At 54.3% G+C, this 24,964-nt stretch carries 17 protein-coding genes; 11 read left to right on the top strand and 6 right to left on the bottom strand.

What is annotated here, in order from left to right:
* Window positions 1–67: 67 nt before the first annotated feature.
* Window positions 68–1,798, bottom strand: a complete 1,731-nt coding sequence (gene leuA / locus ACR64Q_RS11320; RefSeq protein ID WP_313734803.1) for a 2-isopropylmalate synthase — start codon at window positions 1,796–1,798, stop codon at window positions 68–70.
* Between the two features lie 162 nt (window positions 1,799–1,960).
* On the opposite strand from leuA, the gene ACR64Q_RS11315 reads away from it, so the two are divergent.
* From ACR64Q_RS11315 to ACR64Q_RS11290, 6 genes are all read left to right on the top strand, one after another.
* A complete protein-coding gene (locus ACR64Q_RS11315) occupies window positions 1,961–2,434 on the top strand; it encodes an Lrp/AsnC family transcriptional regulator (RefSeq protein ID WP_313734801.1) in 474 nt (157 codons plus the stop codon).
* 289 nt (window positions 2,435–2,723) lie between these two features.
* Complete coding sequence (locus tag ACR64Q_RS11310; RefSeq protein ID WP_313734799.1) at window positions 2,724–4,499, top strand: serine hydrolase domain-containing protein; 1,776 nt, start codon at window positions 2,724–2,726, stop codon at window positions 4,497–4,499.
* A 305-nt stretch (window positions 4,500–4,804) separates the two neighbouring features.
* On the top strand, window positions 4,805–5,725 hold the full coding sequence (locus ACR64Q_RS11305) for an EamA family transporter (protein ID WP_313734797.1): 921 nt from the start codon (window positions 4,805–4,807) through the stop codon (window positions 5,723–5,725).
* 105 nt (window positions 5,726–5,830) lie between these two features.
* Window positions 5,831–6,262, top strand: a complete 432-nt coding sequence (locus ACR64Q_RS11300) for a GNAT family N-acetyltransferase (protein ID WP_313734796.1) — start codon at window positions 5,831–5,833, stop codon at window positions 6,260–6,262.
* A gap of 7 nt (window positions 6,263–6,269) precedes the next feature.
* Entirely contained in the window at window positions 6,270–7,379 is a 1,110-nt protein-coding gene (locus ACR64Q_RS11295; protein ID WP_313734794.1) for an NAD(P)H-dependent oxidoreductase, read from the top strand.
* Complete coding sequence (locus ACR64Q_RS11290; RefSeq protein WP_313734792.1) at window positions 7,376–7,870, top strand: GNAT family N-acetyltransferase; 495 nt, start codon at window positions 7,376–7,378, stop codon at window positions 7,868–7,870. The genes ACR64Q_RS11295 and ACR64Q_RS11290 overlap by 4 nt, the downstream gene beginning before the upstream one ends.
* Before the next feature lie 154 nt (window positions 7,871–8,024).
* On the opposite strand, the gene ACR64Q_RS11285 is transcribed toward ACR64Q_RS11290, so the two are convergent.
* The 3 genes from ACR64Q_RS11285 to tatA all read right to left on the bottom strand — a co-directional run bounded on the left by ACR64Q_RS11285 (window position 8,025) and on the right by tatA (window position 12,951).
* Window positions 8,025–9,242 carry an efflux RND transporter periplasmic adaptor subunit gene (locus ACR64Q_RS11285; protein WP_313734791.1) on the bottom strand — a complete coding sequence of 406 codons (1,218 nt, stop codon included), beginning with the start codon at window positions 9,240–9,242 and terminating at the stop codon, window positions 8,025–8,027.
* A gap of 6 nt (window positions 9,243–9,248) precedes the next feature.
* Window positions 9,249–12,425 carry an efflux RND transporter permease subunit gene (locus ACR64Q_RS11280; RefSeq protein WP_313734789.1) on the bottom strand — a complete coding sequence of 1,059 codons (3,177 nt, stop codon included), beginning with the start codon at window positions 12,423–12,425 and terminating at the stop codon, window positions 9,249–9,251.
* A 298-nt stretch (window positions 12,426–12,723) separates the two neighbouring features.
* Window positions 12,724–12,951 (bottom strand): twin-arginine translocase TatA/TatE family subunit, encoded by a 228-nt coding sequence (gene tatA, locus ACR64Q_RS11275; protein WP_313734788.1) that lies wholly within the window; start codon window positions 12,949–12,951, stop codon window positions 12,724–12,726.
* An 818-nt stretch (window positions 12,952–13,769) separates the two neighbouring features.
* Between tatA and ACR64Q_RS11270 the strand changes: the two genes are divergently transcribed.
* Window positions 13,770–14,846 (top strand): sigma-54 interaction domain-containing protein, encoded by a 1,077-nt coding sequence (locus tag ACR64Q_RS11270; protein WP_313734786.1) that lies wholly within the window; start codon window positions 13,770–13,772, stop codon window positions 14,844–14,846.
* Window positions 14,847–14,904: 58 nt separating this feature from the next.
* Here ACR64Q_RS11270 and ACR64Q_RS11265 read toward each other — a convergent pair whose 3' ends face one another.
* Both ACR64Q_RS11265 and ACR64Q_RS11260 read right to left on the bottom strand, forming a co-directional pair.
* Complete coding sequence (locus ACR64Q_RS11265) at window positions 14,905–15,372, bottom strand: cupin domain-containing protein (protein WP_313734784.1); 468 nt, start codon at window positions 15,370–15,372, stop codon at window positions 14,905–14,907.
* A gap of 176 nt (window positions 15,373–15,548) precedes the next feature.
* Window positions 15,549–16,988 (bottom strand): arylsulfotransferase family protein, encoded by a 1,440-nt coding sequence (locus tag ACR64Q_RS11260; protein ID WP_313734783.1) that lies wholly within the window; start codon window positions 16,986–16,988, stop codon window positions 15,549–15,551.
* 142 nt (window positions 16,989–17,130) lie between these two features.
* Between ACR64Q_RS11260 and ACR64Q_RS11255 the strand changes: the two genes are divergently transcribed.
* The 4 genes from ACR64Q_RS11255 (at window position 17,131) to ACR64Q_RS11240 (ending at window position 24,855) form a co-directional block, all read left to right on the top strand.
* Window positions 17,131–17,274, top strand: coding sequence for a hypothetical protein (locus tag ACR64Q_RS11255; RefSeq protein WP_313734781.1), 144 nt, complete (start codon window positions 17,131–17,133; stop codon window positions 17,272–17,274).
* A gap of 445 nt (window positions 17,275–17,719) precedes the next feature.
* Complete coding sequence (locus ACR64Q_RS11250) at window positions 17,720–20,734, top strand: TonB-dependent receptor (RefSeq protein ID WP_483823431.1); 3,015 nt, start codon at window positions 17,720–17,722, stop codon at window positions 20,732–20,734.
* Window positions 20,735–21,064: 330 nt separating this feature from the next.
* Window positions 21,065–23,821, top strand: a complete 2,757-nt coding sequence (locus ACR64Q_RS11245; RefSeq protein ID WP_313734778.1) for a TonB-dependent receptor — start codon at window positions 21,065–21,067, stop codon at window positions 23,819–23,821.
* Between the two features lie 74 nt (window positions 23,822–23,895).
* Window positions 23,896–24,855, top strand: a complete 960-nt coding sequence (locus tag ACR64Q_RS11240; RefSeq protein ID WP_313734775.1) for an SMP-30/gluconolactonase/LRE family protein — start codon at window positions 23,896–23,898, stop codon at window positions 24,853–24,855.
* Window positions 24,856–24,964 lie beyond the last annotated feature (109 nt).

Raw genomic sequence — 24,964 nt, 5'->3', positions numbered from 1 at the left:
TGGGCTTGCGAGTTTTGTGCATAATCCTGGGCACTCCAACGGTAAGTATTCAATGTTGTCTCCTGTTTCACTCTGTAGGGGTTACGGCTGGCGTGCTATCCGCACTAAAACCGCCGTTATCAAACTCGCCGCCTTGCCAGCCGGTATCGTTGGCCAAGCGATTGCAGCCACCGATCAGCGCCTTGATAGATGCGGTGACGATGTTGCCGTCCAGGCCGACACCATAGGCGGTTGGGCCGTTTGCAGCCGTGAGTTCGACAAAGGCGCAGGCCTGGGCATCGCCGCCGCTGCCGACCGAACGATCCTCGTAGCTGCATACCGACACTGCGCCGCCGAGCGAGCCTAAAGCCTGGACGGCCGCGGCTATCGGTCCGTTACCCACGCCCGCTAAATATCGCGGTTCGCCGTCCCATTCAATTTGCAGATGTATGCCTTGTCCTTGCGCATGCTCGAACAATTGATGGCCGAGGTAACGCAACGGCTTTGCCACATCGAGATAAGTCTGGGCAAATAGCTGCCACAACTGTTCCGCGCCGATTTCACCGCCGTGACAGTCGGTATGGACTTGCACTACTTGCGAAAACTCGACCTGCAGACGGCGCGGCAGCACCACACCATAATGACTTTCTAGTAAGTGCGCGATACCGCCCTTGCCGGACTGGCTGTTGATGCGGATCACCGCGTCGTAACCGCGACCGACGTCGGCCGGATCGAACGGCAGATACGGCACGTTCCAGACGCTACCGGGCTGCCTGGCGGCAAAGCCTTTCTTGATGGCGTCCTGGTGCGAGCCGGAAAACGCGGTGAACACCAACTCGCCGGCATAGGGTTGGCGGGGCGGCACGCTTAGGCCGGTACAAGCCTGGAAATCGCGCACCACCGCATCGATGTCCGAAAAATCCAAGCCCGGCGCCACGCCCTGGGTATACAGATTCAATGCCAGCGTCACCAAATCCACGTTGCCGGTGCGTTCGCCGTTGCCGAACAAGCAACCTTCGATGCGCTCGGCGCCGGCCATTAATGCCAGTTCGGCGGCAGCTACCGCGGTGCCGCGGTCGTTGTGCGGATGCACGCTGAGGATAACGCTGTCGCGGCGGGAGATATGGCGGTGCATCCATTCGATCTGGTCGGCGTAGACGTTCGGCGTCGCCGTTTCCACCGACGCCGGCAAATTCAGAATGATCTTGTTATCCGGTGTCGCGCCCCAGGCGGCGCTGACCGCATCGCAAACCTCGACGGCGAAATCCGGCTCGGTGGCGCTGAAGGTTTCCAGGCTGTATTGCAAGCGCCACAGGGTGTGCGGCTGGTCGGCGGTCAATTGTTTGACCAGCCGCACCGCATTGACGGCCATCGCCAATACCTCGGCCCGGCTCATGCCCAATACCAGTTCGCGAAACGGTGGGGAGGTCGCGTTGACGATATGGACGATGGCCGAGCGCGCACCGCGCAGGGCTTCGACGGTGCGGCGGAGCAACGGTTCGCGGGCGTGGCTGAGCACTTCGATGGTGACGTCTTCGGGGATCAACGCCTCGTCTATCAAACGGCGCACGAAATCGAAATCAGTCTGCGAGGCCGACGGAAACGCCACTTCGATTTCCTTGAAACCGATGCCGCACAAGGTGCGGAACAGGCGCAATTTGCGTTCGGCGTTCATCGGTTCGAACAAGGCCTGATTGCCGTCGCGCAAGTCGGTGCTCATCCAGATCGGCGCTTGGCTGATTGTGCGATTGGGCCATCGGCGGTCGGCAAGCGCCACCGGCGGGAATGGGCGATATTTGCGGGAAGGGTCGGTCAACATGGCTGCTTACTCTCGGTCAATGGGATGCCGATAAGATAAGCCAAACCGTCCGCTAGGCGATTGCGTTTATGCCATATAAAACACAAATCATTGATAGAATATTGCTTTATAAATAAAATATTGTTTATTTAATTGTTTTAATATGTAAATATCGGGTATTTTATGGAACTGGATCGCTACGACAGGCAAATTTTGAACATCCTGCAAGCCGATGGCCGCATCAGCAATCAGGAGTTGGCTGATCGCATCGGCTTATCGCCGTCGCCTTGCTTGCGGCGGGTGAGGGCGTTGGAGGAGGGCGGCCTGATCGTCGGCTATCGGGCCTTGTTGGATGCCAAAGCCTTGGGTATGACGCTGATGGCCTTGATCCACATCTCGATGGACCAACACACGCCGGAACGTTTCAGCGCCTTTGAAGCGGCGGTTGCCGGGATTCCGGAAGTGATGGAATGTCTGTTGATCACCGGCCAGACCGCCGATTACCAGCTCAAGGTTATGGTCAAGGACTTGGACGCTTACCAGGAATTGCTGCTGAAACGTATCACCAGTATTCCGGGCGTGACCGGGGTGCATTCCAGCTTCGTGTTGCGGCGCGTGGTGGATAAGACGGCGTTTCCGGTCGGGGTAGGGCTATGATCGTTCCGAACCCATTGCTGGCCGAGTTTGCTAATATGGCAAAACACTGACTCAAACCGTTACACAAAAAATGAACACTGCAATCATCACTCAACGCGCAACTACTTCCGATGTTAAAGTCTGCCATCGCGTAGGCTCAAGGCCGCACTGTTAAAACGTTTGACTGTAATGGGCTCGCCAAATACTATCCTCGTACCCCATTAGCTTTGGTAAAAGCCTCGCAGCCCCAGCCACACGGGCTTAAAATCTTGCTGGCCGACTAATCGATGATCACCCCTTCAAGGACCAGATGAAAACCTATTTGACCTATTTAAGCGCGATATTGCTTTTGCTAAGCGGTTGCGCCGGTTCGCCCCCGCTAAAGCCGGATACTTTACAACACGGCGATTACACTTACCTCAAAGCCCATCTGACCTGGTTGATTGAACAGGAAATGTCCGAACAGGACGTGGAAGGCTTGAGTATTGCCGTGGTGGACGATCAACAGGTCGTCTGGTCGCAAGGGTTCGGCTATGCCGATCAAGCCAGGCAGATTGCCGCGACACCGGAAACGGTTTATCGAGTCGGCTCCATCTCCAAGCTTTTTACCGATACGCTGGTGATGCAACTGGCCGAGCAAGGCAAGCTGGATATTGATCGACCGTTGCAAACCTATCTGCCAAATTTCGCCATCAAAAGCCGCTTCCCGGACGCCGGACCTATTACGGCGCGCAATATCATGACCCATCACTCCGGTTTGCCGGGCGATAGAGGCAATGGCATGTGGACTAAAACACCTGCACCGTTTAGTCAGCTTGTCGGCATGCTGAAAGACGAATACGTCGCTTATCCGCCCAATCGTATCTGGGCCTATTCGAATCTGGGCATCACCTTGTTAGGGACGATGTTGGAACAGCTTACCGGCCAGGATTTCAGCCGTTATGCCGACTGGCAGCTGTTAAAACCGCTTGGGATGACGAATGCGGCATTTTCGCTTGGCATCGAGGGGGAACTGGCCTCGAAAGCCTATAAGAATGATCAGGAAAAGACGGAAGTGGCACTGCGCGATATGCCGGCCGGCGGCTTGAACGCGAATGTCTTGGACCTAAGCCGCTTTATCGCCATGGTCTTGGCGGACGGCAAAACCAATGGCCGGCAAATACTCAAGCCGGAAACCCTACATGAAATGCTGCGCCAGCAAAACCAGGATGTGGCGCTGGATGTCGGTACCAAAACCGGTTTGGGTTGGTTCTTAACCAGCAAGCCCGGTATCGGCGAAGTGGCCGCACACGGCGGCGCAACACTGTTTCACCGTAGCCTGCTGACGGTGGCGCCGGAACACAAGCTGGGCGTGGTCGTGCTGGCTAACTCCCCGCCCACCGGCGACTTGATCGACAAAGTCACCGATAAAGCCCTAAAACTGGCGGTTGCGATAAAAACCGGTATGCCGCTGCCGGAAGAAACCGAAACACCCGTGGTCGAAACCCGCGGCTTAACCCCGCAAGAACAGCAACTGGCAGCCGGGCACTATGCAACCGCGCTGGGCTACATCAAGTTAACGGCGGATGGCGATACCCTGTCCACGGAGTTGAACGGTAACAGCATGGATTTGGTCGGTAGAGCCGATGGTAAATTCGGCATTCGCTACAAGCTGTTGGGTTTGATACCGCTACAACCCAAGCAACTGGCCGAAGTGGGCGTGTCGGTGCGCCATGTCGACGGCCATGACCTGGCGCTGGCCCATTGGCACGGCCAAACCTTTGTGTTGGGAGAAAAAATTCAACCGGTAGCGATTCCCGACTCCATGCGTAGTCGTCTGGGCGAATACGAGATTGTGAATCTTGCCGAAGGTGCGGCGATGGTTCCGGAAAAATGCGCGCTACGCGAACGGGACGGTTTTTTGATGCTGGAGTATTCCATCCCCACTTTCGACATGAATAATCTGACTTTTCCCATTGCACCGGTATCGGAAAATGCAGCCGTCATTCTTGGGCTGGGACGAGGCATGCAGGAAACCGTTCGGCTGGAGACGATCAATGGCCAAGATTTTGTCGCCTATTCCGGATATTTATTGCGGAAGAAATAAGCAAAACCTTCAGGTCTAACAGACTCTCAAACAATTGGCATTCTTCAACACTTTCACACGCATGGACGTTTTATCACCGCATAAGCTTTGCCATTGACGGACGCGTGGCGGGTTACAAACCTTTGCCCTGGTCGGCAACCCATGTCTTAGCAAAGCTTCGATACGCTTTAACCGATTTTCTAACCGATAGGCTGTTTCATGGCACCAACCTCAATTAGTGGCAACAAAAAATATACGTCCTGGTCGTTACGCCCTTGGCGGGCAGAGGAGCACGTAGAAACTGTAATTAGTCAGGCGTTTACAGAATGAAGGCTAAGATTTGGGCCGCGTTGTTGGCCGTTTATCTGGTGTGGGGATCGACTTATTTGATGATTCGCTTTGTGGTCGAGACCTTGCCGCCATTTTTGTCGGCCGGATTGCGTTTTGTGGTTTCCGGCGCCATTTTGCTGGCCTGGCGGCGTTTGGCCGGCGATGCCGCGCCGACTTTTCGGCAGTGGCGTTCGGCTGCCGTTGTCGGTATTTTGCTATTGCTCGGCGGCAACGGCTTGGTCTGTTGGGCGGAACAAACCGTCCCGTCCGGCGTCGCCGCGCTGATCATCGGTGCCGTGCCTATGTTTCTGGTGATTGCCGACGCACTCAGACCTAACGGCGTCCGGCCGACGCTACGCGTACTGGTCGGTCTTATCATAGGCTTCCTGGGAATTTACCTGCTGGTCGGTCCGTCGGTGTTTTCGGACGGTATGCCATTAAACATGCCCGGTGTAGCGGCGCTACTGCTCGCCAGTTTGCTTTGGGCCGTGGGTTCAATCTACAGCAAGACCGCGGATTTGCCGAAGACGGCGCTGATGACAACCGGTGCGGAAATGCTGGCCGGCGGCTTTGCCTTGTTGCTTGTCAGTGCGCTCAGCGAACAATGGAGTGTTTTCAACCTGTCCCAGGTATCGCTTAACTCCTGGCTGGCCTTGGCGTATCTGATAGTGTTCGGCTCTATGATCGGTTTCGCGTCTTACGCTTGGCTACTGCAGAATGCGCCGATCCCGCTGGTAGCGACATACGCTTACGTCAATCCGCTGGTAGCGGTGTTGTTAGGCAACTGGTTTGCGCAAGAACCGCTCACGCCGCGCATCCTGAGTGCGTCGGCGATCATTATCGGGGCTATCGTATTTATGAATAGCGCGCACGGTTCACAGGCCAAGCCGGCAGCGGGGCGAGGCGTGAACAAATGAGGCATCTCAACACGAGTGAGCCCTCTTGAGTCTCGGCGCTGAAAGCAAAAATCGAAATGCTCTTTTAAGCCAACGGCCATCCTTTTGTTTGTTAAGCAATACCCCATGACTCTCGATATATTTATTGCCGATACCGACGCCGAAATTCAAGCCTGTTTTCCGGTGTTCCAAGAGTTGCGCCCGCATATTGAGGCGGATCAATTTCTGGCCCAGGTTCGCCGCCAGCAAACGCAGTCCTACCAAATTCTGGCTGTTAGACAGCAAGGCACGGTTAAAAGCGTGGCGGGTTTTCGTTTCGCCGAGTTTTTGACCTGGGGCAAAGTTTTGTATATTGATGATTTAGCCAGGCTAAGCGGCGAAACGTCGCAAGGCTTCGCCGGCGCCTTGCTCGATTGGCTGATCGAACATGCGCAAGCGCAAGGTTGTCAGGATGTGCATTTGGATTCCGATTATCGGCGTTTTTCCGCCCATCGTTTGTATCTTAACAAGGGCTTTCGACTGAGCAGCCACCACTTTTCCCTGACATTCAACATCTAACATTGCCATGAAAATACTGGCTTTATCCGGCAGCTTACGGGCGGCGTCCATTAATTCCGCTGTGCTGCGCACTGTGAAGTATTTAGCGCCGGCCTCCATCGAAGTTCGTTTGTTTTCTGGGCTTGGCGACTTGCCCTTATACAATCCGGATTTGGAAAGCGCGCTTCCCGGCGTCGCACAGCACTTGCGCAACGAAGTGGCCGCGGCGGATGCCTTGCTGATCGCCAGCCCGGAATATGCTCACGGTGTTACCGGCACCGTCAAAAATGCGCTGGATTGGTTGGTGGCATTTGAGGGCTTTGCCGACAAGCCGGTGGCGGTATTGAACGCCGCGCCGCGCGCCCACCACGCCGATGCCGCGCTCCGGGAAACCTTGGTCACCATGTCAGCCACGCTGATCGAAGCCGCATCGATCACCTTGGCGTTGCCGAGTACCAATATCAGCGAAGCGGAACTGTTGGCCGCGCCGGAAATCGTTTCATTACTGACCGGCGTGATAACCAAAATCCAACGCGCGGTAAAGCGCTTGCCGGACATGAAGCCTTACCTCAGCAGCAGTCTTTATATCGATAGCCAACATCCGGCCATCGTCGCCCAAGCCGCAAAACTGGCGGACGGCTGCGCCGATGAGGTAGCAATCACCAAGCGCTGTTTCGAATTCGTCCGCGACCAAATCAAGCATAGCTGGGACTACCGGCTGAACCCGGTGACCTGTAAAGCCTCCGAAGTGTTAATCCACGGTACCGGCTACTGCTATGCCAAAAGCCATTTGTTGGCCGCGCTGCTGCGGGCCAACGCCATTCCGGCCGGACTGTGTTACCAGCGGCTGACGTTAGACGGCGACCAGCCGCCTTTCTGCCTGCACGGTTTGAACGCAGTTTACCTGCCCCAACACGGTTGGTACCGGGTTGATGCGCGCGGCAACAAGCCCGGCGTGGAGGCTGACTTTTGCCCGCCGCTGGAGAAATTGGCCTTTCCGATTATGAATCCCTTGGAGCAGGATTTGCCCGGCATCTTGGCGGAACCCTTGCCGGCCGTTGTCAAAGCCTTAACCGAAAACCAGACTATCGAGCTGGTTTATCAGAATTTGCCGGATATTGCCGCTACCGAGCCATGACGACAAACTCGCCGTTGATCATCCGTCCCGCCGTAGCGACCGATGCCGAATGCGTCAGCCAACTGATTTGCAGCGTTGCCAGCTGTTGTACAATTTCCCCGGCTGGCGAAGGGGCCGAGTTGTTTTATTCGAGCATCAGCCCTCGAGCGATTGGCAGCTATATCAACGATGCCAATTTTCTTTATCTCGTGGGTTGGCTAAACGGTAAGCTTGCCGGCGTCGTTGCCGTCCGCGATGCCCGGCATCTGTTTCATCTGTTTGTTGCGCCTGCCTGCCAATACCAAGGTATCGGCACGGCATTGGCGTTGCGCGCCATCACCTTATCGTTGGCCGCAAGCCCGTCGGAGACCTTCACGGTGAATGCCTCGCTGCCCTCTGTGCCGTTTTATGTTCGGTTGGGCTTTCAGCCGCTGGGGCCAAAGATTGAGGACAAAGGCGTGGCATTTGTACCGATGCAATTGCCAACCTCAGCTCTAAACTCCGGTTCGTAGCGATGATGCCTATTTCCCCAAGAAACTTTTTACGGATAGGGTGTAGACAAAACAAATCACCCGGCTGACCGGCAAGCCGGCATGAGACCAGCGCCACATGCCGTTTGGGTATCGTAAGCGGATGGTTCGCCCTGCTACGGATTACTGAAATGTTTCACGATTTGCCGGCGGTTTTGTCCTTGGGTTTCTCCGTCGGTTTTGCTTGGGCTTCCACGACACTTACCGTTTCGCCTTCCACCAATAGATCAGAAGGGCTTGCGACCAAGGTATCGCTAGGCGAAATGCCTTCCAATATTTCCAGTTCGCGGCCGAAGTCGCGGCCCAATTTTACCGGGCGAAACGCCACGCGATGTTCCGCATCGACCACTACCACATGCGGACCAGCTTGATCGATCACCAACACATTAGCCGGCACCACCAAGGGGCTGGATTTGCCGGCGACGTTGATGGAGATTTCCACGTAGGAGCCGGGCAGTAACTTACCGTCCTTGTTGGGCAGGGTAATATCCACCTGTCGAGAGCGGTTGACCGGGTCTAATGCCCCGGCGACATGATCCACATGGGCGCTAACCGGTTTGCCTTGCGAATCCAGTACTCTGACCGAGACTTCCTGGCCGGCCTTGATGTCGTCCGCGTAGACTTGCGGCACCCAAACCGTCAACCGCAACGGGTCGGTTTGGGTCAAGGCAAATAACTCCTGACTGCCCGCCACGATCAAGCTGCCGACATCGACCGCCCGACGGGTAATCACCCCGGAAAACGGCGCGACGATGCGCCGATAGCCTTCGATATTTTCCAGGCGTTTAACGTTGGCTTGCGCGGCTGAGAAATCGGCTTCGGCTTGCAGGAAAGCGCTACGTTTTTCGTCGAACTCCTGTTGCGTGCCGCTGTCGGTGCCGTTTAATTGCGTCCAGCGTTGCAGGGTAGTGCGGGTCAGTTCCAAGCGGGCTTTGACCTGGGCCAGCGCGGCGCGCGATTGCGCCAGTTCCTGTTCAAGCTCGGGTACGTCGATAACCGCCAACAGGTCGCCTTTTTTGACCTGATCGCCTATGGTCTTGTGCCAGGCGCTTAAGTAGCCGTTGCTGCGCGCGTAGAGTTGGGTTTCGGTGTTGCCGCGCAAACTGGCAGGCAATACCAGTTTGCGGGTTGCCTCGCCGGGCCTTGAATGCGCGGCGATGACGCTGCGCTGTTGGCTGGCCGCGGTTTGTGCCTGCAAGGTTTCTGCTTGTCGCAGGTTCTGCGCCAGGCGCCAGGCGCCCGCCAGCAGGAGCAATAACAATAGCCCCAAACCGAGCCGTTTTACTACCAGCAGGGTACGGTGCGAATGCTCGGAAGCCGGTCGCGCAAAGGGCGATGAAGGGATGCTATTCATAAGATTTTAGGGAGTTACAAAGCTTGTACGATGCGAAAGTCGGTGCGCCAGCCAGCGATGAGTGCCGGCAAAAACCAGCGGCACGAACAGTAAAGTGGACACGGTGGCAAAGGCCAGGCCGCCGATTACCGCGCGGCCGAGCGGCGCATTTTGTTCGGCACCTTCGCCCCAGCCAATAGCCATCGGTAACATGCCGACGATCATCGCAAAGGCGGTCATTAGTACCGGTCTGAGCCGTGTGGCCGCAGCTTCCAAAGCGGCCGTCACCGGTGGTACGCCATCAGCCAAGCGAGTACGGGCAAACGACACCAATAAAATACTGTTGGCGGTGACGACGCCCATCGCCATGATGCTGCCGGTCAAGGCCGGGATGCTTAGCGTGGTGCCGGTTAAAAATAGCGTCCAGGCGATGCCGGCTAAGGCGGCGGGCAGGGCGCTGACGATAATCAGCGGGTCCAGCCAGGATTGAAAATTGACTACCAGCAGCAGATACAGCATGACGATAGCCACGGCCAAGCCGGCGCCCAAGCCAGTGAACGAGCTTTTCAGGGTTTCGATTTGGCCGCGCACGCTCAATTCGACGCCGCGCGGCAAATGGCCGCGGCTGTCGGCAACCAGCGTTTCGATTTCCCGGCTCACCGAACCCAAATCGCGGCCTTCGACGCTGGCGTAAATATCGAACACATTATTGGCGTTGTAATGCGTTACCGCGACCGGTAACACGGTGCGTTTCAGTTTGACCAGATTGCCCAGCAATTGCGGCTGGCCGTTACCGCCGCCGACCGGCGTGCGCAGCAAGGCATCCAGATTATCCAAGTCCAGCGGATTACCCATCACGCCGATATTCACCGAATTGCCGTTGGCCGGATTCAGCCAGAATGACGGCGCGGTCTGCATGCTGCCGCTCAAGGTCAGTAACAGATTTTGCGCCAGATCCCGAGCTGACAAACCCAGTTGCTGCAATTGCTGGCGGTTCATTTCCAAATCCAATGCCGGCCGATTCATGCGTTGATAAATATGCGCATCGACGATGCCGGGAACTTGCCGCAAACGATTTTGCAAGGCGATAACGTGCGGCATCACGTCTTCCGGCTTGCCGCCGATGAACTGGATGTCGATAGGGGCGGGCACGCCAAAATTCAAAGTCTGGCTGACCTGATCGGCGGGTTGGAAGAAGAATTCCAGGTTGGGAAAGCGTCCGGGCAGTTCGGCGCGCAGGCGTTTGATGTAGTCGGCGCTGGGGGCATGGTTGCCTGGTCGCAGCGAAATCATGATCTCGGTGTCGGCGGTTTCCACGGTGCCGGAGTTGCCGAACAAAGTGTTACGGGTGCTGTACGGGCCGCCGATGATGTCCAATAAATCGGCAATCTCCTCGGCGGGAATGATGCCGCGAATGACTTTTTCCACCGCGTCGATCTGTTGCGGCATTTCCTCGATCCGGGTGCCGGACGGCGCGCGAACGTGCAGACGAATCTGCCCGGCGTCCACCGCCGGAAACAAATCTTCTCCGAGCAGTGGCACCAGACCCAGGGATGCCAGGCAAAAACCTAAAATCGCCGAACTGTAGCGCAAGCGGTGTTTGAGTAAATGACTGGCCAGGATCAGATAGTGGCCGCGAAACTGTTCGAAGCCGCGCTCGAAGGCGTGATGCAGGCGTTGAAAGCCGCGCGCCAGTGCGTTGGTTGGTGGCGCATCGGTATGCCCATGATGGCCGGACATTACATACATCACCAGCGTCGGCACCAGGGTGCGCGATAAAACGTAAGACGCCAGCATGGCAAATACTACAGCTTCGGCCATGGGTACGAACAGGCTACGGGCCACGCCGGACAGGAAAAACATCGGCACAAACACGATGCAGATGCATAAGGTGGACACGAGCGCCGGCATCGCGATTTCCGCAGCGCCGTCCAGGATGGCTTGATGCGGGTTTTTGCCCAGCAGCATTTGCCGCTCGATGTTTTCGATTTCCACGGTGGCGTCGTCCACCAATATCCCCACCGCTAAAGCCAAACCGCCCATCGTCATCAGATTGATGGTTTCACCGACTAAATATAAAGCAATCAAGGAACACATAATCGACAGCGGTATCGACACCGCAATGATGCAGGTGGTACGCCAGTTACCCAGAAACAGCAAGATCATCGCCGCAGTGAGGCCGGCGGCGATCAGTGCTTCGTGCAGCACGTTGCCGATGGCGGCCTTCACGAACAACGATTGGTCGAACATCAAACGCATATTGATGCCTTCCGGCATCATCCCCAGCATTTTCGGAATGGTTTGCCGGACGTGTTCCACCACTTCCAGAGTCGAGGTGCGACCGACCTTGAAGATCGAAGTCAATATGCCACGCTCGCCATTTTGGCGGGCGATGGTCGTAACCGGTGCCGCGCCGTCTCTAACCGTAGCTACATCGCGGACCAGCGTCGTCACGCCGTTCACGGTGCGCACCGGCAGGTCGGCCAGACGGGGAATCGCGGCCACCGCACCATTTAGGCTGACATCGTATTCGTTACTGCCGATTTTTACGGTGCCGGTGGGTAGAATCAGATTTTGCGCTGCCAACGTATCGTTTAAATCGGCGGGAGACAGACCGCGCGCCAACAGGGCCGGCGCATCGACATCCAACGTAATTTGCCGGCTTTTGGCGCCGAACGGATTAGTCATTGCCACGCCGGGTTTGGATTGCAATGCGGTTCTGGCGATGTTATTCACCAGATCGTTGACATCGGTTTCCGGGACGGTGCTGCTGGAAATGCCCAATTGCACCAGCGGCAGGTCGGCGGCCGAATATTGAATGACTTGCGGTGGCGCCACGTTGGTCGGCAGTGAGCGATAAACCGAGTTGCTGCTGGACATCACCTGAGCGATGGCAGTACGGATGTCGGTGCCTGGATGGAAAAATACTTTAACCACGGCCGCACCGCTGTAGGACAAAGATTCGCTGTGTTCTATGCCGTCGATCAAGGCCATGGAGCGTTCGACCGTGGTCGTTAAGCGGTCCGCTATTTCCTTGGCGGTCATGCCGTTGTATTGCCACAGCATCGCTACCACCGGAATATCGATGGTTGGGAAAATATCGGTGGGCATTTTCCGCAGCACGTAGGGGGTAGACAATAGAATCAACAGCGCCGCCACGATAAAGGTATAGGGGCGGCGTAAAGCAATATTAACGATCCACATGGATTTCTCGGGAGATCCGATTGGTTAGCGAGGTCCGGCCGGTTTTAAAGCTAGCGTTTATCCGGCAAAGGCAATTTAGTGTTTGTCTTAAGCAAGTGCTATACCAAGCAATCTCCATCGGTTTTTACAAGCATAGTGTCCTGCATGCGCTTGAGCTTAGGTGAGAATCAGCAGCATAATTTTTGCCGGCAAATGTTCCAAGCTGTTGGTATGCAAACAGGCGGCGATCAAAAGCTGCTGCTTTGGCAGCAGGACGCGGGTCTAAGCGCCTTTAGCCTGAGAACAGCAACCCGGCGTATCAAGCCTTGGTGCGGTCAGCTTTGCCTATCAACTCGCCGGATAATTCTTCCTGATAGAGTTGGGTGATCGCTTTGGCCTCTTCGGCTTCTTCGCTTTCCTTTACCGCATTACGAAATCCCTTGATCGCATCGCCCAGATCGGCGCCGACATTTTTCAGGCGCTTGGTGCCGAACACCAAGACCACAATCGCTAAAACTACTAATAAGTGGGGAATGCTCAAGCCCATGTTTTTCTCCAAAGTTGAAAGTTGCGAATTTTAGGTAAGTCGCTTGTGAATATTGACTTAGCCTTTTCAATCCGGTCTTCAGCAAGATAAGGGCCAATATGCTGGGTGATTGCTGGAATACGCCAAATTACCCCTGTGTTCCAGGCAGATCGACAACACCCGTTTGAGTTACCGAACATGGAAGCACGCGGGTTAACGGCAAATATCCAAAAAAATGCTGATTTACCAGCATGGTGTCAGCAAATGCTGCTGGTATACGAACAGGTCGAAACATAGCGGGCATGTTTGGCGAACGATTTCGGCTGACTGGGCTTGTCGAAAAAGCCCGACTCAATTGGATTAGCGCGAAAAAGGCCAATGCTTCGCAAGTAAAATTCAGACTCATGGAAATGTGTTGATATATCAACACTTAAACAACAGATTATGTTGCTGTGGCAACATTGGTGTTTCGCAAAAACCTGTAATCCTTTATTATGCGCTGTAAATACGAAGTGGCATGAACCATGCTTGGAGCCTGGTATCTCGCTGTTATTATCCGAGCATTTTGTCTCCATAACATCCACTTCTGCTGACCGGACCGCCGGAAGCCAGTTTGTCCCCAAAGGACTGCTGGCTTTTTTTTGGCCTGTGCTCAGCGAAAGCGCCGGTTTGTGGACTGACTTTGGACACGGTAAGGCTGATTTTTGTTTGGTGTTTGCGTTTCGGCAGTTAACTTGTGATGCCGCGACGAATCACTATTTTTGACATCTTAGGAAAAGATCTTTCATGGATATATTTTTGAGTAACGGCATCGTTGCTCGCAGTACAGGGGAAACCGTATGACATTATTGGCATTTGACGAGTTGCAATTACGACAGCTGTCGCACACGGTGCGGGCCACGGCGATGGTGTTCGAGGATCCGGTTTCACGAAAACTGTTGGAGCACATCGAGCGGATCGCGCCCAGCGATGCGACGGTACTGATCATCGGCGAGACGGGCACCGGCAAGGAATTGGTGGCCAGGCATGTACATGCACTTAGTAAGCGCGCCAAAGGACCGTTCGGTGCTCTAAATTGCGCGGCACTCAGTGAAAACCTCATCGAAAGCGAATTGTTCGGCCACGAAAAAGGCGCTTTCACCGGCGCCTTGAATACAAAAGAAGGTTGGTTCGAAACCGCCAATAAAGGCAGTTTGTTTCTGGACGAAGTCGGCGATTTACCGCTCGGCTTGCAAGCGAAATTATTGCGGGTATTGCAGGAAAGGGAAGTGGTAAAGGTGGGTTCGCGGACGCCTTCGCCGGTGGATGTCAGAGTCATCGCCGCTACCAATGTTAATTTGGAAGAAGCGGTGGCGGCGTCGCATTTTCGCGCCGACCTGTATTACCGTTTTAACGTGGCGGCGATTCACTTGGCGCCGTTGCGGGAACGGCCGGGCGATATTTTGCCCTTGGCCAGGCACTTTCTTAAAGTCTACGGCGACCGCTTGGGCTACGGTGAAATCAAATTATCGCCTTCCACCGAGCTGGCCTTGTTAAATTACGACTGGCCCGGCAATATTCGCGAGTTGGAAAATGCCGTGCATAGGGCCTTGTTGGTCTGCCCAGGCAATCGCTTGCGTCCGGAGGACTTTAAGTTATCGGGGGTACGAGTCTCGCAGAGCGGGCCGGTGGTTTCCACCTCTTCGCTGGAAAGTTCGCTACTGCGTTTGTGCGAACAAGCGCCGCCCAAGTTGTTCGACATCATCGAAGAAACCGTGATTCGCACGGCATTCGAGTTTTGCGAAGAAAACCAAGTGCAAACCGCGCGTTTGCTGGATATTAGCCGCAATGTCTTGCGGCACAAGCTGGGGTTGTACGGCATGTTGGCTAATGGCCAGCGGAAACTGGCCGTCGCTTATCAAGAAGGCGAAGAGTAATCTTCGCCAAGTTCCTTCCGGCATCTCAGCTGTAGCGGGGTGCCGGCATCGCAATACCTTACTTTGCAGGTGCCGGGGTCGATGTAGCCGGACCGATGCCGACAATCTGTAAAACCGTGTCTTCGTCCTTCGCGCCGTCGTAATGGATTTCGTTACCGTAATGGGTGACGAAGCTGCCCGCCGGTACCGGTTGCAAATGCTCGGGGTCGTAATCGCTGCCGGTGCCAACCCACCAAGTGCCTGAAATCACAGTGATGAAGCGGTCTTTTGGGTGCGAATGCGGCTTGCTGTTGTGATGAGCCTTCCATTTATTCAGCACCACATACAGGCCGGGTTTGTTCGGATCGCCGACCAGTACCGCGCTTTCCGACCCGCTGGGATTTGCGACCCAATTAATTTGGTCTGGCAGCTTGATGGAAATGGCTTTGGGGTCAAGTTCCACGGCTGCCGCAAAGTTATAAGCTAAAGATAACGCGATTGCCAAGGCTGGTAGTGATAACTGCCGTCGAATACGTGCCTGTAACATTTTAATCTCCAAATTTAGGGTGTTAGTGCCATGGGCTTGGGGGTATCCGGTTGTGGAGTGCCAGTTCCTTTTAGCTTAATGGCAGTAACCCGTCTGCCAAACATCACGACCGGATACCCCGAAACCCACGGCTGTTAAATTGAATGCAGCGTGCTGTGTTTTTTGCCCAATCTGCTTCAGGGCTTATTACCCGCCACTGGCAGTCGAAATTTGGTTAAATCGGGAGGGGCGACCGGATTTTCGCTATGCGGTGTGCCCGCGGGTACCCAATCGTAAGGTACCGGTTGGCCGCGATATACCGAGTTATTGGCCGTGGCTCGGCCGGTCACAGCGTCCTTACCAGTACGAAAATACGGGTTGATGTATTCCCAGACTATGTCGCCGTCGCTTGTTACTTGAAACAAGCGGCCGCTCTGGCCTTCGTCTATAAAGGTATTGCCGTTAGGCAGGCGGCGGGCGGCGCTGATATGCGTGCTGCGAAACGACCAACTCGGTCCGCCCGAACTCTCACCTGTGTACTGCCAGACAATTTCTTTCTTGATCGGATCGATTTCCAACACCCGCGAACCGCCGGTCCGCGGCACCGGGGCCGGCGGATAGCCGGCGATGCCTTGATTGTCGAACACCAGTAAATTACCGGCGCCGGGCAAGCCTTCCGGGATGATGTGCGCATCGTGCTGAGCACTGATTTGATCGACCGGACGCGGTACCTTGCGGGCTAATTGTTCTTCAATGGACGCGGCTGGGTAGTGCGGTCCCAGGTTCCAGACCACTTTGCCGGTCTTGCGGTCGATGATGATTATGAAATTAGCGTTGCGCGCATCGATCAACAGATTATCGGGATGAAAGCGCTGGTCGCCGGCCGCATACCAGCGGTTCGGGCCAACGACTTTCAGATTGTTCACATGCAGGTAGTCGGCTATCTCGGCGCTGCGGACCAATTTAAGTTCGGCCGGCGTAAAGCCGAACTCCTGCAAATGTTCCGAGGCGATCCATTTCCAGACCACTTCGCCTGCCGGATTGACTTCATAAATCACGTCGTCCAACACTTGCGGCTGCTTAAAGCCTTTCACCGGATGCACCAGGTTTGCTAACACCACGGTATTGCCGTTCGGCAATCTGGCCCAGTCATGATGTTGTTGCGCAGCGCCGCCAGGGGCTTTGTCGCCGAAACGCCAGACGGTTTTGCCGTCCCAATCCAGCTCGGCGATGGTTTTGGTGATTTTCTTGCTGACTTGGCCGGGCACCAAATCAGTACCTTTGCCTTCGGTGGTTTCCTGCGTGACAAATATATGTCCCAGTTTACCGCCGTTCACGGCGGGATTGATAAGGGTGCTGTGGCTGGCGGCATCCGGCCATTCGTGAACGGAATTGCCGTTTAAATCGATCAGATGCGCGATGTTGTCGCCGCCGCTGAACAATACAAACGAGTTATACGCTTTGCCCGGGTCGTAGCGTGTGGTGCCGGTAGGGAACACGCTCGGTCCTGATAAGGCCGAGACGCTAAGCGCGGTACCCAGCACAATTAACGCCGCTTGCTGCCAGGCTTGGGATTTACGTGATGGTCGGTTTGGTTTGCGGCCGCGTGCGGTTACGGATGGTTTTATTTGGGTCATTGCTTATTCCTTTATGAACGGGCGGATGGCTGTGCTGGTGCTCGAGGATGGGTGTAAGCAATGATCAAGCCAACAATTTTAATTTAATCCATTTGCCTGCCGAAAACCTCCACCTAATAAACTCAAACCCGATAAAGGCCTCGTGAATCAAGGCCTTGCCATCAATGCAGCGTTGCTGCCGGGAAATGTTTTCAAGCAAGCCGTGCTGCAAATTGATCCGGAATCTATCGGCTTCTGGCTGAGCTTGTTGAATGGCGGGCAGGCTGCCAGCAAATTGTATTTCTAATTCAACAGATGCCGATCAGGTGCTCAGCAAGGCTGATTCAGGCTAACAACAAAGGCTATTCATACTGTCAGCAGCTGCTGTTTGAGTTTCAGCAGTTTTACGTAAAAACGCCGAGTGATTTTTTGTTTGTTCTCGCTGATTAATAACTTGTAGAAAATTTAAAAAATAAATAAAAACATGTAGTTGTGAATTATTTTGCGAATGTAATTCGCCTGTTAGCGCTATTTACTTACTGCTGGCATGCCTATTGCAAAATTGATATTAGAGCCGGTTTTATTTTGTTGCCGGCAGAGTTTTGATGTTGGTTCATATCGATTTTTTTAACATTCGTTTAGGTGGAATAGTGAGCGATAAATTAGCAAGTGCTTTTTCAGTAAGCGCTACTCGACAGGATGGAGTTCCTCAAGCAATCAGTGCGCGCCGCAGGTTATCGACTTGCGTGGCAATGGCTATCGCCGGGGTGTCCCTGGTATCGGCATTTGACGTGGAAGCCGCACCGAAAAAAAACAGCAAAAGCAAAAGCATAAATAGCAAAGCGGTTAGCGATTTGGAAGCGGAAAATCAGGCTTTGCGTCAGCAGCTTGCCGCCGCCAAACAACGTGAATTGGAATTTATCAAGCAAGGTGCAATAGGTGCTGCGCCAGCCGGAGCCGCGGTAACCTCTACAGAAACCACTGCCGCGCAGAATGAAGCGCCGGCTGAGGCTTTAGCCAAGAACGACGAAGACCAAAAAGAGGATTTGGGTGAAGTGGTTGTGAAGGCCAAACCCAAATTGGCGAAATTACACGAGGTGGCGCAATCGGTATCGGTGGTATCCGGCACCGAGCTTAACCGGGAATTGTCCAGAGACTTGGGCGACATCACCCGCCGCGCTTCCAACGTACAATTCAACCAGAACAACACGCGTGGTGCCTCGCTATCGGTGCGCGGTTTGGGTAAACGAAGTTTCACCGAAACCCAGGACCCCAGCGTCGGTGTGACAGTGGACGGCGTACCGTACGCCTTAACGCAGCTGGCTAACTTCAGTTTTTACGACGTGGAAGCGGTGGAAGTAACGCGCGGGCCGCGCGGTACCGAAGGTGGTCTAGCGGCAAGCTCGGGTAAGGTTAATGTCACCTCTAAACTACCGACCTTCGCACCCACGGCAGAATTGTCCGCTGCCTATGGGCAACGGGAGTCGCTGATATTGCAAGGTGCCTTGGGTGGGACGGTAATCGATAATTTTCTGGCCTGGCGCGGTTCGTTTATCGTCGATAAAGCGCGTGGTTTTTATGAAAACGAATACGACAGGAATTACACCCTGTACAACCGTGATCGCTTGAGTGGTCGCGCCCAGTTGCTATTTACCCCAACGTCCAATCTGACGGCCAGATTCATCGCCGACTTCGAACCGAAACAGCCGCAGGTGCAAAACGGTTTGACGTTCTATCACGACCAGCCTTTCAGATTTGCCGACGGCAGTCTCACGGATAGAAACGGTACGTCCGCCTACTCCAAACTTAACGGCTATTTTAGTCACAGCAATCAATTTGCGATGACCGACACCACCAGTCCGGGGGCGATCAGCGCCGTAGGCTCAAGGGCGGCAGCCGGACAATACTTTGCTAATCGGGGCTTTACCTATAACGACTACATTGGTGGCGAACAACGCGGTACGGTCTGGTTCGATCAAAATAAAGGCCAGACCGTCAACAACCAGGGCGCGGCGGCCTTAATCGACTGGGAAGTCGGTGATCATGTGTTGAGTTCCAGGACCGGGGTGCGCGAGTATCGCTTCGATGCGCACAACGACGAAGGTACGCCGTTTGATATCAACGTCGATGGCGGCGGCGGGGTTAAATACAATCAATGGACGCAGGAATTTAAAATCGTCAACAAACCGGGCGGCTTTCTGGATTACAAGGCCGGCGTGATCGGTTTGTGGACCAAAGACAATGTTGACTCGAAAGCCGGTTGGGGCGCCGACGCCGGAGCCTGGTTTGCCACCAATGGCCAATACAATGCTTTATATAGAAATGCCGGCGCCAATAGAGGCGCCGGCGAAGCAATCCTGAAAGACTTGTTGCAGGATGCACGGACCTTCGAATCCACCGAGATCCGCACCCAATCCGGCGCCTTATACGGCGAATCGGATTTGCACTTTACCGATAAATTCACCCTTACAGCGGGGGTACGCGCCACCCATGAAGACCGTAAATCGCGTAACTTTAAGATTATTGGCCGAAACGGTGTTGGCGGGGCCTTTAATCCTGTAACTGTCCGCGATGTGTCGACTGGTGGCTTTAATTCCGACACGGCGCAATCCTTTACGGTGGATCAGAACGGCGATGGCGTGCCCGACAAAAACCCCGATGGATCAAATAAAACGGTGACCAACACCTTCTACGGATCGACCACCAACTACGGAAAGCTCAACGCGGCGCAAACCGGCGTAGTTGCGGGTGACGCTGTAGCGAATAGTGCCGAGCAAACCGCTCTGGCCGATTCCTTGGCGGCTCGGTACTTTGGGGGTTCCAGCTATTCGGCGTTGACTGCCGCGCAAAAAACCATGGTGGCCAACGCCAAAACCTTGCGTGCCTCGCAAATCGGTCGCTTGAATCAAACCGTCGAGGATAATTACCGGGACGTGTTGTATACCGCGCAACTGACGCCCAGTTATAAAATCAATGAAGACCTGACGACTTATTTGTCCTGGCAATACGGCGAGAAATCCGGTTCGATTGCGCCGGTTAACGGGCTGCCTTTTACGGTCAAGCCGGAGGAGACCCATGCTTTGGAGTTGGGTTTTAAATCTTTTTGGCTGGATAAGTCGGTGGTCGTGAATGTCGATGCGTTTGTCATGGATATTAAAAACTACCAGCAAGCGGTACAGGTGGTCGATCAATTCCAAACCGAAGTCAATCTGGCGCCCGGCGGCTCCGGCTTGACAGCCTATGCGACGACTCAGGGCAATGTCGGCAGGGTGCGGGTGCATGGCGTGGAATTGGACAGTGTAATCCACACCATTCCCGATTTGTCGATCCGTTTCAACGGGGCCTATAACGTGGCCGAATACCTGGATTACAAAAATGCGCCTAAACCCGATGAACTGGGTTATCTCACCGGGGATTACGTCGATATGACCGGCCAGTATCTGCCGGGCGCTTCCAAATGGAATTTCAACGTTGGTGCCGAATATGCCAAGCCGATTTTCGACAGCAAATACATTGCACACACCAGCTTTAACACCAACTACCAAACCGAGTTCAATAACAGCGATACCTTATCCGCCTATGGTTGGGTGGGGGACAGAGCCAGAACGGACGCGGCGATCGGCATAGGTACCCGCGACAAACACTGGGATTTAAGCCTGATCGGTAAAAACATCTTCAACGATAGAAATCACGAAGTAGGCTGGAATTCCTATGCGCCGGACCCTTATCCGCGTTGGTTCGGTATTCAGCTAAGCGGGAAAATTTAGGATGGGAGCCGGAGCAAAAGATGCCATTCAGACCAACTCGTAAACTTGGAATAGAACTGTTGACAGGCAGACAGATGGTCAGCACGGACTGATGACCTTTCAACAGTTTTTCAGCTGGCGGCTTTCTCATGGTGTTAGAGGGATGGATAAATTGGGTTTTAAAGTTAGTTATTAAATTCAATTGTTTAAATCTAATTAATGGATGGCTAGGCGGATGTTTATCATCCTGTGGCACGGTCGTTGCGTTGAGCGTTACAGAAAGTTCGGATTGCGGGCGTCGTCGTGGCGTTGGCTCGAATTGGTTTTTGTAACATTCGAATAGGTGAGATCGTGAAGGAATATTCAATTGGGAGTCTGTCGGCAGACAACATTGAAACGGTGAAAGTGCCGCTGCACATCAGCAATCGGCGCGGTTTGTCGGTGTGCGTGGCAATGGCAATAGCAGGTGGTTCAATGTTACTTGCTAACGATGCGACCGCCCAAACGGCATCGGTAAAAAAGAGCGCGAAAAAAACCGGAAACAAACAAGTTGCCGATACCCAGGTTAGCGATTTACAAGCACAAGTCGAGCGCTTGAGCCGGGAGCTGGAAGCCTCAAAACGGCGTGAGCAGGATCTGCTTAAGAAAGGCGTGGCCGCTGCGCCAGCTGCTAGCAATGCCGATGCGGCTACGCTAACCAGCCAGGAGCCGGACAATGTCGTCGCCGCTGCCGAGCCGGAGCCGGAAGAAAAAGCCGACGAGCCGCAAGATCTGTCGGAAGTGGTCGTCACGTCTCGGCGTAAGGAAGAAAAATTACAGGAAGTCCCGATTCCGGTGGCGGTAATCAACCGGGAAACACTGGAGCGGGATAACGTGGTGTCGGTACAAGATTTCTCGCGGCGCGCGCCCAACCTGGGTGTCACGTCGGCTAACGCTCGGCAAACCAGTATTGCTTTGCGGGGTTTGGGTAAAAACAGCGGTAACGAATCCATGGAACCCAGTGTTGGGGTGATGGTGGATAACGTCTGGCGGGCCTGGACCGGGGCGGCCTGGGCCAACTTTGCCGACCTGGATCAAGTGGAAGTGTTACGCGGTCCGCAAGGTACGCTGCAAGGTAAAAACAGCAACCTGGGTTTGCTGAACATTACCACCAAGGCACCGTCGTTTAAAAACAGCTATTACGTGGATGGTTTTGCCGGAAGCCGCGATGCGCTGCAAGGCAAGTTCGGCGCCACAGGCACCATCTTGCCCGGCTTATTAGCCTACCGGGCTTCGGGTTTTATCGATAAGCGCGACGGTTTTGTAAAGAACTTTGATGTGCATCGTAGCGAGGGTGATTTAGGCGAAACCAACGCCCTGGGCGGCCGTTTGCAATTTTTGTTTACGCCGAGCGAAGATTTGAGCGCGCGGCTGATTGTCGATAAAACCGCCTCGACCCAAACCATGAGCGTGCAACCACTCATCGCCGATCCAACGCGATTTGATGATGGTACCCTGCGGACTACGACCTTCAGCACCCGCTTGGCCAGGGATTGGTTTAATACACTGCGCAGCAATGGGCAAGCCGTGACCGTCATCGGCGATCCTAGGGCGATGGCGAATAATGAAAGACGCCAATCGCGCGGCGACGGGTCGGGTGTGTCCGCCGAAATTAACTGGGATGTGGCAGGACATCGCTTTACCTCTATCTCCGCTTACCGGGATGCGTTGTTTGAACCGAATCATGATGGCGAATCAAGCACCGCTGACGTCGAGCGCATCTCCGGTTGGACTGTTAAAAACGAGCAATGGTCGCAGGAGCTTAGGCTGGCGTCTAAAGACCCCGGACCAGTCGATTACCAATTTGGGGTATTTGCGATGCGGGCTATCGCCGATACGTTTAATCAACGCCTTTTCGGCGTTGATGCTGGCGCCTTCCACGCAAGCAACAGCCAATATGCCCTATTGAATGCCACTCCGGCATCCCGGCAATTATTGGCGGCGTCCATGCGCGACACCATGTTGACGCAAAACGTGGTGCCGGCCACTGACAGCTATGCCGGCTATGGTCAGATCAACTGGCATGTCACCGATGATGCGACCTTGACCTTGGGCTTGCGCAACACCTTTGAGCGTCGGGAGAACACTGGTTACAGCCGGAATTTAGGCGGGGTCAATTTGGATGCCTTGGGAGCGTCATTGGGGGCCAACGCGGCGCAAATTGCCGCTGCCAAAGCCATCCGCAGTAATCGTCTGGGGCCGGAATGGGACGCTCCGCGGCAAGGTTTTGATCAGAATTCGCAAAACTGGTTGATCAACCCCAGCTACAAAGTCAATAAAGATCTGATGGTCTACGGTTCGGTGGCCGGCGGTCAAAAATCCGGGGCCGCACAATTCAACTTTAATACCGGGGCCACGGAAAACGTCAAACCGGAAGACGTGATGGACTACGAATTTGGCTTTAAGAGTACTTGGCTGGATCGCAAGCTGGTGTTCAACGTCAACTTATACCAAACCGATATTCAAAGTTTTCAATCGCAGTTGGTTGCGCCCGATCCATTGCGCTCAGGCCAATTTTTGTCGCAGCTCGGCAATATTGGCGGTATCCAATTGCGCGGTATCGAGCTGGAAACCAATTGGGACATTACTCAAGGTTTGAATGTGTTTCTGAACGGTTCGTATAACAAAGCTATTTATACCGACTTTGCCAACGCGCCATGCCCGCCGGAGGCTAATAACACGGGATATTGCGATCAGACCGGCAAAACCATCCCCAACGCGCCGGCCTTTACCGCCAACTACGGGATAGATTACCGGGCACCGCTCACCTTTGGTTACGGTAACGACTACGGTCTACAGTGGCATGCCTATCTGATCGATAGCTTTAAATCGGCGGCTAACTACAACGCCAGCTTATCGCGTTACGGTAAGCAGGATGCCTATCACGTCACCGATGGTGGGATTGGTGTGGGTACCAAAAATGGTAAGTACAACCTGGATTTGGTCGGCAGAAACATTTTCGACACCATCTACTTTACCAATGCCAGTAACTTTTCCGGTACCGGCGCGGCTAGCGCGTCATTCGGCGATGCGCGTTACTACGGGGTGCACTTTAGAGCCAAGTTCTAATTTGAATAGTCGCCGGGCGGTTAGAGCGCCGCTCGGCAACCTGATTGATCGAAACATTTGCAAAGGAAATACTTATGTTATCTAAACACTTATATTTACTTGGTTTTGGGGCGTTGATTTACGCGGCGGCCGCTTGCGCGGACGACCCGGTTACGCCGGCTATTCCCGGTGTCTCCGCCGGCGGTGTCGTGGCCGAGCTTATTAAGGATGGCTTTAACGGTACGGAAGGTCCAATTGGTTATACCGACGGCAGTTTATTGTTTACCGAAACCCAAGCCAACAAAATCGTCCGCATCGGTTTGGACGATAAAGTGTCGACGTTTCTGGAAAACTCCAACGGCGCTAACGGTCTGGCTTTGACGCCCGATGGCGAAATCGTCGCGGTACAAACTTTAAAGACCAAAGTCGGCGTGATTTATCCGGCTAACAAGAAAAACAGCTTGGCCGAAAACTATCAAGGCACGGCATTTCAGCGTCCCAACGATTTAGTGCGCGCCAGCAATGGCGGCATTTATTTTACCGACAGCGGTACCCGGCCGAGTAAGGAAAATCCTAATCCGCCGCCATCGCATCCCGGCGTGTTTTATATTTCACCGGGCGGCGATCTTAAGCAGTTGGCTACCGATATTGAGCGTCCCAACGGGATTCAATTGAGTAAGGACGAAAAGGTCTTGTACGTTGCTAATACTCAAGGCGAACACATTTTGGCTTACGACGTTGCTGCGGACGGTTCGATTCAGAATCGCCGTAATTTTGCCAAGTTGGACGGTTGGAAAAAAGGTGAAGACGGCACTTGGTCCAGCGGCGCCGATGGCATTGCATTGGACGATGAAGGCAGATTGTATGTTGCCTCCAACGCCGGCGTAGAAATCATCAGCGCTAAAGGTGAGATTCTGGGCGTGATTCCGCTACCCAAAAAGCCGCAAAACCTGGCATTCGCCGGTATCGATAAGAAAACGTTATATGTAGTCGGTCGCGGCGCGGCCTATAAAATTCCGTTGCTGACTGCCGGTATTAGCAGTCGGCCGAAATAACATGGTGCTGTTGGTTCATCTGAATTAACCGGACTCTTAAACCATCGTCGCGCTGGCGAATTTAAAGGCTACCGCAATCATTCATCAAGCTCTCGTGGTGATAACCTCT

It is taken from the genome of Methylomonas sp. 2F7 (assembly GCF_057126975.1).
Note: the sequence above shows the minus strand (reverse complement) of the source record. Positions and strands in the feature narration are given on the sequence as shown.